We start from the raw sequence: 14,671 nt of genomic DNA, 5'->3' as shown, positions 1-14,671 counted from the left end.
TGAGCGGCCCCCTCGCGGCGGAGCCGGCACCGTCCCCAGGCGGTCCGGCTCCGCCGCTCGTTTACCGCCGTGCCTATCAAAGATATATCGATGAAGAGGTATGGGCTCGTCGCTCCGATCGCCGAGGACGGCGGCAGCAGGCCGCACGCTTCGCGTGCGCAGACCGCTACGACCGAGGGACGAGCCTCGCCAGTTCGACTCGGGAGCGCACGCCCAAGGCGGCGAAGATGTTCCGCAGGTGGTGGTCGACGGTGCGGACGCTCAGCGAGAGCGCCTGCGCCACTTCCCGGTTCGTCGCACCCGTCGCGACGAGTCCCGCGATGCGCCGCTGGTGCGGCGTGAGGGCCGCCAGGCCTTCGTCACCGGGAGCGGTGGGGCGTGCCGGCGCTTTCGGCTGTCCGCCCGTCGCCCGCAGCTCCTCGTTCGCCTGCACCGCCCAGCCCGCCGCGCCGCAGCGTTCGAAGCCGTGCAGGGCGCTGCGCAGCACCGTGCGGGCCCGGCCCGGTTGGCGGCGCCGGCGGAGCCACTTGCCGTAGAGCAGCAGTGTGCGGGCACGCTCGAAGTCGCCGCCGTCGGCCGGGTGCAGTTGGAGCGAGCGCCGGAACAGCGCGTCCGCACCGTCGCCGCCGTCCAGGAGCGCCTGGGACCGGGCCAGCGCCGCGAAGGCCCCGCGGTCGATGCCGAACCCGGCCCACAGGCGCAGTTCCTCGGCCACCGGGCGCGCCTCCTCCGGGCGGCCCGCGAGGACCGCGGCCTCGATGAAGCACGGCATGAGCAGCGGCCGGATCGCGAAGTGGCCGCCGCCGGGCCGGACGAGGGCCTGGAGGCGGGAGGCGGCGGCTTCTGGTCGGCCCCGGCTCAGGTCGGCCCTGGCGAGGGCCCATTCGGCGAGGGTGCCGGTCTGTGCGAGGCGGTGCTTCCGGGCGACCGCGAGTGTTTGCGCCGCTTGGGTTTCGACCTCGGCGACGTCGCCTTCGACCGAGGCGGTGAGGGCGAGGACCGCGCGGTGGTGGGCGGCGGTGTTGACGCGGCCGGTCCGGATCGCGGCGGTGAGGCCTTCGAGGGCGTGGGCCCGCGCGGGGGCGTGGCGGCCGGCGCGCATTTCGGCGTAGGCGAGGTATTCGAGGGCTTGGGGGAGCAGGTCGTCGCGGCCCCGGCTGCGCGCGGCGGCCAAGGCGCGCATGCCGATCCGGGCCGAGGCGGGGGCGTCGCCGAGCAGCAGCGCGGCGACGGCGGCGTAGTGGAGGGTGTCGGGGGCGTCGTCCTCGTCGGCGCGGGCGAGGACCCGGCCGAGCGGGGCGATGGCCGCGCCCGGGGACGCTTCGACGAGGCCGCGGAGTCCGGTGAGGTAGTCGAGGAGCGGGGTGGACGCGCTGTCCGCGTGGGGTTCGAGGAGGCGCCGGGCGGCGGCGAGCGCGCCGGCGCAGGCCCGCCGGTCGCCCGCCGACCAGGCGGCTCCGGTGGCGGCGGCGATGGCGGTGACCGCGAGTGCGGGGGCGGTCTCGGCGGCGAGTGCGGCGGCTTGGGCGAAGGTCGCGTACGCGTCGCCGAGGGGCCCTGCGGCGAGCGTGCGGGTGCCGGCGGCGAGCGCGCGCCGCGCGGCGTCCTCGATCGCGCCGCGGGCGACCCTGACGGTGAGCGTTGCGCCCGAGCGGTTCGCGTCCTGAAGCAGGTGCGCGTCGGCGGGGTCGACGACGAGGGCGAGGCTGCCGTCGTCGAGGCGGCGGACTGTGGCGGCCAGGTGGGAGTGCCGAGCGGGCGGTGCGGCCCGGTCGGGGTGCCGCAGTGCGCTCCGTCCCATCCGTTCATCGTACAAAACCGACCGGTCGGTTTAAAGGGGTCGGGTGGTGCCGATCGGACCGCGCCAACCGGACCGCGTCAACCGGTGCGCGCCGATCGGGCGGCGGCCCGTGAAGGCCGCCGCCCGATGCGTCCTGACGGGATCAGCCGAGCGGGCAGGTGCCGCGGGCCTCCTCGACGGCGGACTCGTTCGGCAGCGGGCACAGGAACTGGTCGAACCGCGTGTCGTCGTCCACGAAGCGCTTGAGCCAGGAGATCGAGTACTTCGCGATCGTGGTGTTGGAGGAGTTCGGGGCGAAGTGCGAGGCCCCGTTCAATTCGACGTACATCTTGTCGTTCCCGCTGCCGGGAATCGAGGTGTAGAACGGCTCGGCATGCGAGCCGACCGAGGCGACGGAGTCGTTCTCGGCCCCGAAGATCAGGGTCGGCGTCGACAGCGTGGACCAGTTCTTCGTGGTGTGCCACGGGGTCATCGGGATGCTGGCCTTGATGTCCGGGTTGTCGCGGGCGGCCTCCAGGGAGCCGCCGCCGCCCATCGAGTGGCCCATGACCGCGAGGCGGTCGGCGTCCACGCGGCCCCGCACGGTGCTGCTCTCGGTGAGGTAGTCGAGCGCCGCCTGGATCTGGTCGGCGCGCTGGCCCGGCTGGTCGAGCGTGGTGTTGGTGTCGATGGTGAAGACCACGAAGCCCTGCGAGGCGAGGCGGGGGCCGAGCCAGGCGATCGAGGATTCGTAGGCGGTGAAGCCGGGGGCGATGACGACCCCGCCGAAGGTGCCGTCCGAGGTGGTGGTCGGGTAGTAGATCGTGCCGCCGCCGAAGCCGATCACGAGCGAGGAGACGCTGGTGCTCGAGGTCGAGTAGGAGCCGCGGAGGGCTTCGATGCTCGATTCAGTCGGGTTCGGTCCGCGCTGGTACGGGTTCTGTGCGGCCGCCGGTTCGGGGAAGGCGGTGGCGCCGATGCCAATCATCGCGGCGAGCACGGCTGCGAGCAGGGCGGCGATCGAGGTGCGCCTGCGGGTGAGGGTTGAGTCCATGTTGCGTCCTCCTTGACGTGACTCATCAAGTGATGGACGTAAATATTCCCTGGTCCCGGCTTTAGCGCATCGGTGAAATCACCGGTCTTGCGAGCGGCGCCGCCGCTCGTGCCGGCCCTTGAGCGTTAAACGCCACCCGACCGCGGTCTCGACGGGCCGGATCGGGGTCTGGATCGCGGCGTAGGCGGTGTGGTACAGCCGGCGCATGGAGCGGATGGCCGAGCGGACCTCCTGGAGGTAGCCGCTCGCGGTGTGGTGCTTGCGGAAGTGCGGCTCGGGGAGGGTGGCGGGGTCGACGCCGACCGTGTCGACGATGCAGCCGTAGGGGAGTCCCATGTGGGTGATCGCGTCGCAGTGCTGGAAGGCGGTGTAAGGCGCGGAGGTGACGACGAGGACGCTGTCGCCGGGGGTGAGGTCGGCGACGCGGTCGGCCCAGAACCGGCAGGTGTCCACGGTGTCGGCGCGGCGGCGGCCCGGCTGCGAGGACGGTGCGGCCACGGCCCGGACGGTGGTGGCCGGGCCGTCGGTGTAGGTCGCGACCTTCCACGCCCGACCGGGGTCGCGGCGCGGGTCGCCGCCCTCGTCGACGAGCGGGTCGCCGGTGATCTTGAAGGCGCGCTTGAGGCTCGCCTCGATGGCGTCCACTTCGTAACCGCCGCAGTCGATGCCGCTGAGGACCGCGGATTCGAGGTCGGGCTCGCCGAGCGGCCGGAAGCCGCCGACGCCCGTCACGTGGTCGGCGCCGATGCCGCTCTCCAGGAGCTCGGCGGCGAAGCGGGTGCGGAAGAGGCAGGAGGCGACGAGGCCGCCGAGGACCAGGACGTGCGTGTAGTGCGGGAGGCGCGGCGTCGCCACGGCGCCGAGGCCGAGGGCCAGGGCCGCCTGGGTCGCGGAGTGCTCGTGCTCGGGGGTGAGCGGCTGCGGCGCGGTCTCGTGGCGCTCGCGGCCGGCGCGGAAGTCCCAGTGGTCGGCGGAGAAGGCCTCGAGGTAGGCGAGGTCCTCGGCGGTGCCGGTGCCGGGGAGGCTGCCGCCGAAGAGGGCGAGGAGCCGGTGCATCGGCTCGGAGCCGGTCCAGGCGGCGACATCGGCGAGGAGCGAATGCGGCCCTTGGCCGTCGTAGTGCGGCAATCGCACTGGTGCGAACTCGGGCATGGCTGGTCCGATCTGCGGTGGTGTCGCGACCTTGTGGGCCGGGGTGGTGTTGTGGCACATGCTATGCGGTTACTGACCGTGCCTCACTGGTCAGACCAGGAGAAACGCCGTGTCGCCGCCCAAATACGGTCTGGTCGGACGGTCGAGACTGCGCTGGGGGTGCATGCCGCACAAGGGATCGCGGTGGGTTTCGGTCTGCTGCTTGCCGTTCGGGTGTCGTGCTTTCCTGTCTGGGTATGTGACGCGTGATGTACTACAGCAAGTTGCAAGGGGTCGGGTGTGGCGGTGCGCACGAAGGGGATCGTCGCGCGCAGCAACGGGGTACCCGAAGCGGCGTGTCACATGGCGCAGATCGGACGGAGAATCGTCGGGGAGGGTCGCGCGGCGACCAGGGCGGTACTAAGCCCGGGAGCATTGCGGTGCGGACCTCGACCAGGAGCGCCCGCATGGCGGCCTCGGCCTCGGCGGACCGGCCGTCCGCGATCGCCGAAGCGACCGCGTCGTGCAGGTCCATGGCCTCGGGGACCGGCTTGTGGGGCATGAGCCCGAGTTGGGTGCGGCCGCGCAGGACCGCGGCGACCACCTCCGCGAGCGCGGCGAACATCTCGTTCCCGCTGGCCTGCAGGAGGAGTTCGTGGAACTCGACGTCGCGTTCCATGAACTCGGTCAGGTCGGCCGCTTCGCCGAGGGTGCGCAGGAGGGTGGCGAGCTCGACCACGCGCGCCCGCTGGGCGGCGGTGGCGGAGCGGGCGGCGGCGCCGGCGGCGAGGGGTTCGACGGCGATGCGGAGCTCGGTCAGCGAGCGCAGCTGGTCGCCGCGGGCGGGGCCGGAGAGGCGCCACCAGATGACCCTGGGGTCGAAGACGTTCCAGTCGGCGATGGGGCGGACGGTGATGCCGACGCGGCGGCGGGACTGGACGAGGCCCATGGACTCGAGGATGCGCATGGCCTCGCGGGCGACGGTGCGGGAGACGCCGAAGCGATCCTGGAGCCCGTCGAGGGTGAGGACGTGCCCGGTCGGGAGTTCGCCCGCGGCGATCTCCATGCCCAGCTTCTCGACGATGGGATCGTGGAGGCCGGTGCCGGACGGGTGGCGCCGCTCGATCATGCCGCCGTCCACTGCCGGTGGCGCGGTGTATCCCCGTGAATGTCGCCCATGTGCGAATCCTATACGGTCCGTGTTGGCATGGTAGTGCAATTGGTGTTACCTTTCCGGTCACTACGTTCAGCCTTTCGATGAGGAGGGGTCCATGGCGACCACCTGCCTAGTGGTCATGGGGGTCTCGGGCTCGGGCAAGAGCACCGTGGCGCGGCTCCTGGCCGACCGGCTCGGCTGGCCCATGGCCGAGGCCGACGAGTTCCACCCGGAGGCGAACATCGCCAAGATGAGCGCCGGAATCCCGCTCACCGACGCCGACCGGGGGCCGTGGCTGCGGACGCTCCGGGACTGGATCAGCATGCAGGACAAGGCGGGCCAGGGCACCGTCGTCACCTGCTCGGCGCTCAAGCGCGAGTACCGGGACGTGCTGCGCGGCGCGAGCGCCCGCGTCCACTTCGTGCACCTCCACGGCACGCGGGAGGTCATCGCCGCGCGCCTGGCCTCGCGCAGCGGGCACTTCATGCCGCCCAGCCTGCTCGCCTCCCAGTTCGCCGCCCTCGAGGAGCTCGGCGACGACGAGGACGGCATCACCGTCGACGTCGCCGCCTCGCCCGATCAGATCGTCGACCGCGTGGTCGCCGACCTCCAGCAGTAGGGCCTGAAACCCACGGCCTCATGCATTCGGGGGCCGCGGTGGGCCGCTCGGCCCTCTTGATCACCCGCACTAATGTTGCGCAACGTACGGAGTCATGCGGCGAAGGGAGATCGGCAATGGAGGCCATCGCAGTGGCCAAGGGCGCGTACGGGATCGCGTTCGCGGCGGACGGGACGACCTGGTTCACCGTGGCCGAAGGCGGCCGGGTCGGCCGCATCGGCCCCGAGGGCGGCGAGCCGGCCTACTGGGACCTGGACGAGGGCTCGCAGCCGACGGTCATCGCCGTCGCGCCCGACGGCGCGGCCTGGTTCACCGAGTACAAGGCCGACAGGATCGGCCGCATCGGCGCGGACGGCCAACTGAGCGAAGTGCCGCTGGCCGAAGGCGCAGGGCCGTACGGCATCGCGGTCGACCGCGCGGGCGCGGCGTGGTTCACCGAGAGCGCCGCCGACCACATCGGACGCATCGGCCCGGACGGGGCGCTGACGCGGTTCGCGATCCCGCACCAGGGCGGCTTCCCCTCGGCCATCGCGCTCGCCCCCGGCGGCGACCTGTGGTTCACGCTCAACGCCGCGGCCTCGGTCGGGCGCGTGGGCGAGGACGGCGCGGTGACGGTGATACCCCTTGCGCTGCAAGGGGCCGCGCCGGTCGGCATCGCGGCCGGGGCGAGCGGGGTGTGGTTCGCCGACATCATGGGCGACCGCGTCGGGCACATCGACGCGGACGGCACCGTCACGGCCGTCGCTCTGCGCGAAGGCGCGAAGCCGCACGCGGTGGTCGCCGACGCCGATGGCGGCTGCTGGTTCACCGAATGGGGCGGCAACCGGATCGGCCACGTGGACGCGGAAGGGAACGTCACCGGCCACGACCTGCCGGTCGAAGCCAGTGAGCCGCACGGCATCGCGATCGCCCCCGACGGCGCGGTCTGGTCGGCCCTGGAGATCGGCGAGCTGGTGCGCATCGAGCACTGAAGGCAACGGGCAGGGGCGGCTCGCAATGCGGGCCGCCCCTGCACCTGTCTCCGCTAACCGCGGGCCATGCGCCTCACGGCGAGTTCCGCCAGGAGCGCGGCGCCGTCGGCGAGGACGCTGTCGTCGAAGGCCGCCCTCGGCGAGTGGTTGGAGGCCGCCTCGTTCGGGTCGTCCAGGATCGTCGCGCCGTAGAACATGTAGCTGCCCGGCACGCCCTCGAGCACCCGCGAGAAGTCCTCCGAACCCATGACCGGGAACGGCATCTCCGTGTACCGCTCCTCGCCGAACACGTCCTTCACCGTCGCCTCCACGAACGCCGCCTCGTCCGCGTCGTTCACCGTCGCCGGGTACTCGCGCTCGAACCGCACATCGGCCGTGAGACCGTGCGCGGTCGCGATGTCCTCGGCGAGCTTCACCGACTCCTTCTCGACCTGGTCCAGGGCCTCGGCCGAGAACGTGCGCACCGTCGCCTCGAACGTCGCGTTGTCCGGGATGATGTTGTGCCGCGTGCCCGCGTGGAACGTCCCCACGGTGATGACGATCGGCTCGAACGTCGAGAACCGCCGCGTCACCAGCGACTGCAGCGCCGTGACGATCTCCGCGGCCACCGGGATCGGGTCGAGCGTCGCGTGCGGGCGCGAGCCGTGCCCGCCCTTGCCGCGCACGTCCACGAACAGCCCCGACGAAGCGGCCATCATCGGCCCCGGCCTCGTCGTGAACACCCCGCGCGGCACCATGTCCGAGATGACGTGCAGCCCGTAGGCCGCATCGGCCCTGCGGCCGGCCGCCTCCAGCACGCCCTCGGCGATCATGTGGCCGGCGCCGTCATGGCCCTCTTCGCCCGGCTGGAACATGAACACCACGTCCCCGGCCAGCTCGGCCCGGTGCGCCGACAGCAGCTTCGCCGCGCCCACGAGACCGGCGGTGTGCAGGTCGTGGCCGCACGCGTGCATCGTGCCCACGTGCTCGGACGTGTACTCGACGCCCGTCTCCTCGGTCACCGGCAGCGCGTCCATGTCGCCGCGCAGCAGCACCACCGGACCGGGGCTGCCGCCGCGCAGGACCGCCGTGACCGCCGTCGAGGTGCGGCCGAGCGTGATCTCCAGCGGCAGGCCCTCCAGGGCCGCGAGCACGGCCGCCTGCGTCTTCGGAAGGTCGAGCCCGATCTCGGGGATCCGGTGCAGTTCGCGGCGCAGCGCGATCAGCTCGGGCGCGATCGCGGCGGCCTCTTCCCGAAAGTCCATGTGCACTCCTGGGGCGTATTGGGATTCATCAACTAGCCGGACGGCAAGCCGCCCGGTGCCGCAATACTGCCACGTCCCGCCCGTGCGGCGACAGGCATTTGCGGGGGTGAAGCGAGAGCGGCGCCGCGGCCGCTCAGGGCCGCGGCGCCGCAATGCGTTCGCCTTAGAAGACCGGCGTGCCCTCACGGGTCAGGATCCACTCGGCCGCGGCGAAGTCGGCCGGGTCGAGGCGGCCCTTCGCGGTCACCCACTCGATGATCCGGGTGCGGATCTCGATCGACTCGCTCCACAGCTCCTGGGCCGCCGCCACGTGCGGGAAGTTCCCGCCGCCGTTGGCCCGGTAGTTGTTGACCGCCATCACGAACCGCTGGTCGTCGGCCAGGTCCGCGCCCTGGTACTTGAGGTTCGCGATGCGCGAGCCGACCGGCGCGGCGATGTCGATCTCGTAGGACAGGCCCGAGACGTAGTCGTAGTTGTAGTCCGGGCGGCCCTCGGCACCGGTGATGTTGTCCGTCTTCGCGGCAGTGTCCACGACGACCTCGGCGCCCACCGGGGTCTGGATGAAGTACTGCGCCGAGTACTCCAGGTACGCCCGGACCTCTGCGCCCGTCATGAGCTTCGCGACCAGCGTGTTGTCGAAGATGTACAGGCCCGACAGGTCCTTGATCTTCACGTTCGCGGCCGGGAGCTCCGCGGTGCGCGAGAACGGCGAGGCCTGCGCGATCACCGGCAGGTCCGCGTACTCGGTGCCCGCGAGCGCGGACTTGACCGTGTCCTCCTGGACCTTCGCGATGAGGTCGATGATCGGCTCGTCCTTGTAGCGGGCCTCGGCGGTGGTCAGCTTGACCACGGCCTCCTCGGCGACCACTTGGTTGACGTAGGCGACGACCTCGTTGTGCTCATCGGAGAGGATCTGGGCGATGCGCTCGTCCTCCTCGACCTCGTTGGAGTTGAGGATCGAGGCCTTCACGGACTCGACGGTCCACTTCCCCTTCTCGAAGACCAGTTCGAAGTCGAAGAGGGTGAGGCGCTGGCCGTAGCAGAGCGGGTTGGAGAGGACGACCTCGTGGCCGTCGGGGTCGGCGACGCGCAGCTCCTCGATCTCGACGTGGGCGTGGCCCACGAGGATCGCGTCGATGCCGCTGACCTGCTGGGCGACGAGGACGGAGGCGTTCTCGACGCCGAGGCCCGTGGAGGTGTCGTAGGCGGACTTGCCGGAGGTGCCCGAGTGCGCCGAGATGACGACGACGTCGGCGCCCATCTCCTTGAGCTTGGGCACCCAGTGGGCGGCCTCGGACTCCAGGCTCGGGAACTCCAGGACGCCGTCCACATAGGCCTTGTCCCAGATGGTCACGCCGGGGGTGCAGAGGCCGAGGATGGCGACCTTGACGTCCTTGCCGCAGTCGGTGCGCATGCGGGCCATGTGGTACGGCGGGAACGCGGGCTTGCCGGTCTCGACGTCGATCGTGTTGGCGCCCAGGAGGGGGAACTCGAGCTGCGACTCGAACTTGCGGAGGGTGTCGAGCCCGTAATTGAACTCGTGGTTGCCGAGGGCGGCGGCGTCGTAGCCGATCTCGTTCATGGACTGCGCCATCGGGTGGACCGGCCCGGCCTCGGCGACGATGGGGTCGACGCGCGCGTAGTAGTACGCCAGGGGCGTGCCCTGGATGGTGTCGCCGGAGTCGATGAGGAGGGTGTTCTTGCGGCCCTTGGCTTTGCGGATCTGCTTGACGAGGGTGGCGATGCGGGCGATGCCGCGGGTGTTGCCGGCGGCGTCGGCGTACTCCTTGTCGGCGAAGTAGTCCCAGTTGAAGACGTTGCCGTGGAGGTCGGTCGTGCCCATCACGGTGAAGGAGTAGCGCTTGGCGCGCCCGGCCTCGGCGGGCGAGGCGGCGGCGACGGCAGCGGCCGCCCCCGCGGCGGCCGATGCTCCCAGAAGGGTTCTGCGGTTGACGGTCATGTGCGGCTCTCCAGTTTCTGCGCCGAGGGATTCGAGCGATATGCGAGGAGTATTGCACCTGGCCAGGGGGGTCATCCCATGACCCCATATTGAACGAGTGATGTCGATCCCGAAACGATTCCGATGGAAAAAGCGGCATCGGCCGCCCCTCGCCCACTGCCTTGAACGGCAGTAGCATCCGGGGATGATCTGCGTCTTCGGGGCCGGGAGCATCGGCTGCTACGTCGGCGGGAGGCTCGCCGCGGCCGGGGCCGACGTCGTCTTCGTCGGACGGCGGCGGCTCGCCGATGAACTCGCCGCCCACGGGCTCACCCTGACCGCCCTGCACGGCACCGCCGCGCGCGTTCCGGCGCCGAAGTACGCGACCGAGCCGGAGGCCGCCGCCGGGGCCGGCCTCGTGCTCGTCACCGTGAAGTCCGCCGCCACCGCCGAGGCCGCCGCCGCGCTCGCCCCGCACCTGGCGCCAGGCGCCGTCGTCGTGAGCCTCCAGAACGGGCTGCGGAACGCGGCCGTCCTGCGCGAGCACCTGCCGGAGGCGACCGTGCTCGCCGGGAGCGTCGCGTTCAACGTCGTCCACACCGGTGAGGGCCGCTTCCACCAGGGCACCGACGGGGGCCTGGCCGTCCAGGACCACGCCGCGCTCGACGCCTTCGCGCCCGCGTTCGCGCAGGCAGGGCTCGACCTCGTCCGCGCGGCCGACCTCCGCGGCGTCCAGGCCGCGAAGCTCCTGCTCAACCTCAACAACGCGATCAACGCCCTCTCGGGCCTGCCGCTCAAGACCGAGCTCTCGCAGCGCGCCTACCGCCGCTGCCTCGCCCTCGCCCAGCGCGAAGCCCTCGCCGCCTACAGGGCGGCCGGGATCCGGCCCGCGACGACCGCCGGGCTCGACCCGCGCCTGCTCCCGTCCCTCCTGGGCCTGCCCGACGCGCTGTTCACCCGCGCCGCCGCCCGGATGCTCGCCGTGGACCCGCACGCCCGATCCTCCACTTGGGAGGATCTCGAGGCCGGTCGTGTGACCGAAGTGGACTACCTCAACGGCGAGATCGCAGCCCTGGCCGCCGAACACGGCCTCGCCGCGCCCGCCAACCGGCGCCTCACCGAGCTCGTACACGCCGCCGAGAGCGGCGGGCGCCGCGATTGGACCGGCCCCGAACTCCTCGCCGAACTGCACCGCGCCCGCTGACCCCGCGCCTCCTGTTCAGAAACGCGACATCAGAGGTTCATTCTCGTTGACTAGCTTGACAACTGCACCATGAGGCTCAGCAACGGCGAAGGAAGACGATGCGCACCCCTGAAGAGATCATGAAGGAGCTGGACGCCCGAGTGGCCCAGATCCAGGAGCAGGCCGGGCGGGCCGAGGAGGCCTTGGCCGAATCCGCGACGACGCTCGCGAGCGAGGACGAGGTCGTCACGGTCACCGTGAACGCCGGAGGCACCCTGACCGGCCTGCGCTTCTCGCCGCAGGCCCGCGGCATGTCCGGCACCGGCCTCGCCGAGCTCGTGCTCGACACCTACAACCGGGCCGTCGAGGAGTCCGGCCGGAAGACCGCCCAGATCATGTCGGGGCTCCTCGGCGCCGACTCCGAGGCCATGGGCGTCCTGAACTCCTTCACCCGGCCCCCCAAGGAGTCCTGAATGCCCAAGGTCGACCCCCAGGAACTGCGCGATCACGCGTCGCGAATCGTCAACGGGCCCATGCCGATGGTGGTGCAGGCCGCCGATGCCGCCAAGCAGGTCCGCCTCGGCGACGAGAACGCCTTCGGCATCATCTTCGCCCAGCTCATCCCGCCGGCCCTGGACCTCTTCCTCGACGACGGGTCCGAGACCCTCGACTCGATCGACAACCTCGGCAACGGCTTCGCGACCGCGCTCACCCAGACCGCGATCCGGTACCAGACGGAGGACGAAGAGGTCGCGGCCGTGTTCGACGCGCTGCTCAAGGAGTTGAACAAGTGAACGCCAACCCGCTCATCGCCCCCGAGACCCCCACGGCGATGCCCCAGAGCTCCAAGATCTTCTACGGCGTCTACAAGGCCGGCCAGGCCTACGGCAACGTCATCACCCAGGGCAAGGTCGACGTCGGGGACATCGCCGCCTCCACCTTCTCCCTCGGGCTCGACGCGCTCTCGTTCATCTCGAACCCCTTCAAGCACCTCGTGCAGGCCGGCGTCTCCTGGCTGTTCGAGCACATCTCGTTCCTGCGCGAACCCCTCGACTGGCTCGCCGGCAACCCCAACGCCATCGAAGGCCTGGCGACGACCTGGAACAACATCGCCATGGCGCTCCAGGACGCGTCCGCCGAATGGTTCACCGAACTCGAGTCGGTCGTCGACTGGGACGGCCTCGACGCCGATGCGTACCGCCAGAGCGCCGGCGCGTTCGGCGAGGTCATCAACGGCGCCGCCGAAGGCGCGAAGTGGACCGCCAACCTGATCACGGGCGCCGGGGTCCTGATCGGCATCACCCGCACCATGTTCCTGGAGATCATCTCCAACTTCATCGCCGAGGCCGTCCTGTGGCTCCTCAGCGCGCTCGCCACCGCAGGGTTCACCTTCGGCGCGACGGCCGCGGCCGCGGTCGCCCGGGTCGTCTCCCGGGCCGTCGAGGTGTTCGCGAACCTGGTCGGCAAGCTCGGCCAGCTCATGACGAAGCTCGGCCGCTGGGTCGTCAGCCTCCGCAAGTTCGGCACCGGCTCAACCGGCCTCAAGCAGTCCCTCGACGGCGCCACCGACGGCCTGCTCAAGAGCACTTCGAAGGGGCTCATGAACAGCGGCGACACATTCGCGAGCGGCGCGGACAAGCTGCGGAACCTCTCCGACGGCGCGCTCATGAAATCGTGGGACCCGCTCAAGAACAGCTGGAAGAACCCGATCGACAAGATGAAGACCATTAAGTACACGGGCAACTCCTTGGCGGCCGGGGAGAACAACTACAGCCAGATGGAGGCGGACCGCAAAGCCAACGGCGGTCCCTGACACGGCGCTCCACCGCGGCGGCCGCGGCGTTCGCGCTCCTGGAGCGCGGGCCGCTAGGCCTCCCTGACCGGCAGCGTCAGCCGGAACCGGCAGCCTCGCGCCGATTCGAGGAGTGCGATCTCGCCGCCGTGGGCCTGCGCGATCTGGCGGGCGATCGGGAGCCCCAGCCCGGTGCCGGGGGCCCGGTCGCCCCGCCAGAACCGCTCGAAGACCTGGTCGCGCTCAGGTGCGGGGATGCCCGGGCCCTCGTCGGCCACCGTGACGGTGATGCCCGTGGCCGAACGCTCGACCGCCACGGTGACGGCGGTGCCCGCGGGTGCGTGCTTGACGGCGTTGTGGACGAGGTTCGCGACCGCGCGGTGCACGCTCGGCCCGTCGACCGGGGCCTCCGCGGTGGCCTCGCCGCGCAGTTCCAATCGGACGGTGCGCGATGCGGCGAAGGCCGCGGTCTCGGCGAAGACCTCGCGGACCAGGGCCGGGAGGTCGGTGGGGCGGCGATCGATCACGCGGGCCCTGCCGCGCGCGTCGACCAGCAGCTCGCCCACCGCGTCCCGCAGCCGCTCGGCCGCGTTCCGGCTGCGCTCCAGGCCCTCCCGGTAGAGGGCGAGGTCCGGTTCGGGATGGCGCAGGAGCACCTCCGCGCCGGTGATCAGGACGGCGAGCGGGGTCCGCAGCTCGTGGCTGGTCTCCTCGATGAGGCGCCGCTGCACCTGCGCCGACCGCTCCAGGCGGTCGAGCATCGCGTCGAACGCGGCGGCCAGCCCGATCGCCTCGGTCGTGCCCTCCGCGCCGCCCACGCGCATGCTCAGGTCGGAGGCCTCGATCCGTTCGGCCGCTTCGCGAATGCGCTCGAACGGCCGCACCGCCCGGCCCGACCACCACCACGCGAGCGCCGCCGTGACCGGCAGCAGCGCGAGCACCGTGAACCACGCCCACCCGGTGGGGTCGACGCCGGTGGCCGAGACCAGGCGGGTCGTGCCGTCAGGGGCGGTCTCGGTGACCTCGTGCCGGTCGATCGAGGTGACCGCGAAGACGAGCACCACCGGCAGGTAGATCGCGAGCGCGCCGGTGAGCGCGAGCCGGGCGCGCAGCGAGCGCAGCGCGCCGATCACGGCGCGGCCCGCAGGACGTAGCCGACGCCGTTCACCGTGGCGATCGGGCCGGGCTCGCCGAGCTTGCGCCGCAGGCGGCTGAGGATCACCCGCACGGAGGCGGTGAACGGGTCGGCGTTGGCGTCCCACACGTGCTCGAGCAGCTCCTCGGCGCTCACCGTGCGCCCGGGGTGATGCATGAGGTAGCGGAGCATCGAGAACTCCCTCGGGGTCAGGTCGAGTTCGCCGCCGCCGCGCCAGGCCCGGTGCGCGGCGGCGTCGAGCCGCAGGTCGCCCACGGCGAGGACCGCGTCGCTGACGTCGGCCCGCCGGGAGAGCGCGCGCAGCCGCGCCGCCAGCTCCTGGAAGCTGAACGGTTTGACGAGGTAGTCGTCGGCACCCGCGTCGAGCCCGGCGACCCGGTCGTCCACGGCGTCGCGGGCCGTGAGCACGAGCAGGCGGCGGGGGCGGCGCAGCGCGGGGTCTGCGCCGAGCCGCCGCAGCAGCTCGAGGCCGTCCCCGTCCGGCAGGCCGAGGTCGAGGCAGGCCACGTCGAAGTCGTTGCTGCACAGCAGGTCTTCGGCTTCGGCGTAGTTCTGGGCGAGGTCCACGGCGTAGGCCTCGTTGCGCAGGCCCAGCGCGAGGACCGGGCCCAGGTCGCGGTCGTCCTCGACCAGCAGGATGCGCACG

13 protein-coding genes and 1 pseudogene are annotated in these 14,671 nt (G+C 71.7%); 6 read left to right on the top strand and 8 right to left on the bottom strand.

Features of this window, described 5'->3' with window-relative positions; genetic code table 11:
* Window positions 1–166: 166 nt before the first annotated feature.
* From QWI33_RS00990 to QWI33_RS00975, 4 genes and pseudogenes are all read right to left on the bottom strand, one after another.
* Window positions 167–1,801, bottom strand: a complete 1,635-nt coding sequence (locus QWI33_RS00990; RefSeq protein WP_289953993.1) for a LuxR family transcriptional regulator — start codon at window positions 1,799–1,801, stop codon at window positions 167–169.
* 142 nt (window positions 1,802–1,943) lie between these two features.
* Window positions 1,944–2,834 carry a poly(ethylene terephthalate) hydrolase family protein gene (locus QWI33_RS00985; RefSeq protein WP_289953991.1) on the bottom strand — a complete coding sequence of 297 codons (891 nt, stop codon included), beginning with the start codon at window positions 2,832–2,834 and terminating at the stop codon, window positions 1,944–1,946.
* A gap of 78 nt (window positions 2,835–2,912) precedes the next feature.
* Complete coding sequence (locus QWI33_RS00980) at window positions 2,913–3,986, bottom strand: hypothetical protein (RefSeq protein WP_289953989.1); 1,074 nt, start codon at window positions 3,984–3,986, stop codon at window positions 2,913–2,915.
* Between the two features lie 406 nt (window positions 3,987–4,392).
* Window positions 4,393–5,094, bottom strand: a pseudogene (locus QWI33_RS00975) (FadR/GntR family transcriptional regulator); the annotation flags it as partial.
* Window positions 5,095–5,236: 142 nt separating this feature from the next.
* Between QWI33_RS00975 and QWI33_RS00970 the strand changes: the two are divergent.
* Complete coding sequence (locus QWI33_RS00970) at window positions 5,237–5,740, top strand: gluconokinase (RefSeq protein ID WP_289953984.1); 504 nt, start codon at window positions 5,237–5,239, stop codon at window positions 5,738–5,740.
* A gap of 116 nt (window positions 5,741–5,856) precedes the next feature.
* Entirely contained in the window at window positions 5,857–6,711 is an 855-nt protein-coding gene (locus tag QWI33_RS00965; RefSeq protein ID WP_289953982.1) for a Vgb family protein, read from the top strand.
* A 53-nt stretch (window positions 6,712–6,764) separates the two neighbouring features.
* Here the strand turns inward: QWI33_RS00965 and QWI33_RS00960 are convergent, their stop codons facing one another.
* The gene (locus QWI33_RS00960) at window positions 6,765–7,955 is read right to left on the bottom strand and encodes a M20 metallopeptidase family protein (protein ID WP_289953980.1); all 1,191 of its coding nucleotides are present in this window, start codon (window positions 7,953–7,955) and stop codon (window positions 6,765–6,767) included.
* Between the two features lie 163 nt (window positions 7,956–8,118).
* Complete coding sequence (locus QWI33_RS00955; RefSeq protein WP_289953978.1) at window positions 8,119–9,915, bottom strand: bifunctional metallophosphatase/5'-nucleotidase; 1,797 nt, start codon at window positions 9,913–9,915, stop codon at window positions 8,119–8,121.
* 184 nt (window positions 9,916–10,099) lie between these two features.
* Here QWI33_RS00955 and QWI33_RS00950 point away from each other — a divergent pair, with 184 nt between their 5' ends.
* From QWI33_RS00950 to QWI33_RS00935, 4 genes are all read left to right on the top strand, one after another.
* Window positions 10,100–11,098 (top strand): 2-dehydropantoate 2-reductase, encoded by a 999-nt coding sequence (locus QWI33_RS00950; RefSeq protein WP_289953976.1) that lies wholly within the window; start codon window positions 10,100–10,102, stop codon window positions 11,096–11,098.
* A 98-nt stretch (window positions 11,099–11,196) separates the two neighbouring features.
* Window positions 11,197–11,550 carry a YbaB/EbfC family nucleoid-associated protein gene (locus tag QWI33_RS00945; RefSeq protein ID WP_289953974.1) on the top strand — a complete coding sequence of 118 codons (354 nt, stop codon included), beginning with the start codon at window positions 11,197–11,199 and terminating at the stop codon, window positions 11,548–11,550.
* Window positions 11,551–11,871, top strand: coding sequence for a type VII secretion target (locus QWI33_RS00940; protein ID WP_289953973.1), 321 nt, complete (start codon window positions 11,551–11,553; stop codon window positions 11,869–11,871).
* Window positions 11,868–12,890, top strand: a complete 1,023-nt coding sequence (locus tag QWI33_RS00935) for a WXG100-like domain-containing protein (RefSeq protein WP_289953972.1) — start codon at window positions 11,868–11,870, stop codon at window positions 12,888–12,890. The genes QWI33_RS00940 and QWI33_RS00935 overlap by 4 nt, the downstream gene beginning before the upstream one ends.
* Before the next feature lie 53 nt (window positions 12,891–12,943).
* Here the strand turns inward: QWI33_RS00935 and QWI33_RS00930 are convergent, their stop codons facing one another.
* Window positions 12,944–14,002 carry a HAMP domain-containing sensor histidine kinase gene (locus QWI33_RS00930; protein ID WP_289953969.1) on the bottom strand — a complete coding sequence of 353 codons (1,059 nt, stop codon included), beginning with the start codon at window positions 14,000–14,002 and terminating at the stop codon, window positions 12,944–12,946.
* Window positions 13,999–14,670 (bottom strand): winged helix-turn-helix domain-containing protein, encoded by a 672-nt coding sequence (locus QWI33_RS00925; protein ID WP_289953968.1) that lies wholly within the window; start codon window positions 14,668–14,670, stop codon window positions 13,999–14,001. Before QWI33_RS00925 ends, QWI33_RS00930 begins: the two co-directional genes overlap by 4 nt.
* Between the last annotated feature and the right edge of the window lies 1 nt (window position 14,671).

This window comes from Glycomyces tritici (assembly GCF_030403505.1).
This window is presented reverse-complemented; position numbering and strand designations above follow the sequence as displayed.

Excerpts from the sequence above, each read along its gene's own strand:
- QWI33_RS00955 (WP_289953978.1), bottom strand. The coding sequence starts at position 9,915 with ATGACCGTCAACCGCAGAACCCTTCTGGGAGCATCGGCCGCCGCGGGG.
- QWI33_RS00945 (WP_289953974.1), top strand. The coding sequence starts at position 11,197 with ATGCGCACCCCTGAAGAGATCATGAAGGAGCTGGACGCCCGAGTGGCC.
- QWI33_RS00965 (WP_289953982.1), top strand. The coding sequence starts at position 5,857 with ATGGAGGCCATCGCAGTGGCCAAGGGCGCGTACGGGATCGCGTTCGCG.
- QWI33_RS00960 (WP_289953980.1), bottom strand. The coding sequence starts at position 7,955 with ATGGACTTTCGGGAAGAGGCCGCCGCGATCGCGCCCGAGCTGATCGCG.
- QWI33_RS00990 (WP_289953993.1), bottom strand. The coding sequence starts at position 1,801 with ATGGGACGGAGCGCACTGCGGCACCCCGACCGGGCCGCACCGCCCGCT.
- QWI33_RS00940 (WP_289953973.1), top strand. The coding sequence starts at position 11,551 with ATGCCCAAGGTCGACCCCCAGGAACTGCGCGATCACGCGTCGCGAATC.
- QWI33_RS00985 (WP_289953991.1), bottom strand. The coding sequence starts at position 2,834 with ATGGACTCAACCCTCACCCGCAGGCGCACCTCGATCGCCGCCCTGCTC.
- QWI33_RS00980 (WP_289953989.1), bottom strand. The coding sequence starts at position 3,986 with ATGCCCGAGTTCGCACCAGTGCGATTGCCGCACTACGACGGCCAAGGG.
- QWI33_RS00970 (WP_289953984.1), top strand. The coding sequence starts at position 5,237 with ATGGCGACCACCTGCCTAGTGGTCATGGGGGTCTCGGGCTCGGGCAAG.
- QWI33_RS00950 (WP_289953976.1), top strand. The coding sequence starts at position 10,100 with ATGATCTGCGTCTTCGGGGCCGGGAGCATCGGCTGCTACGTCGGCGGG.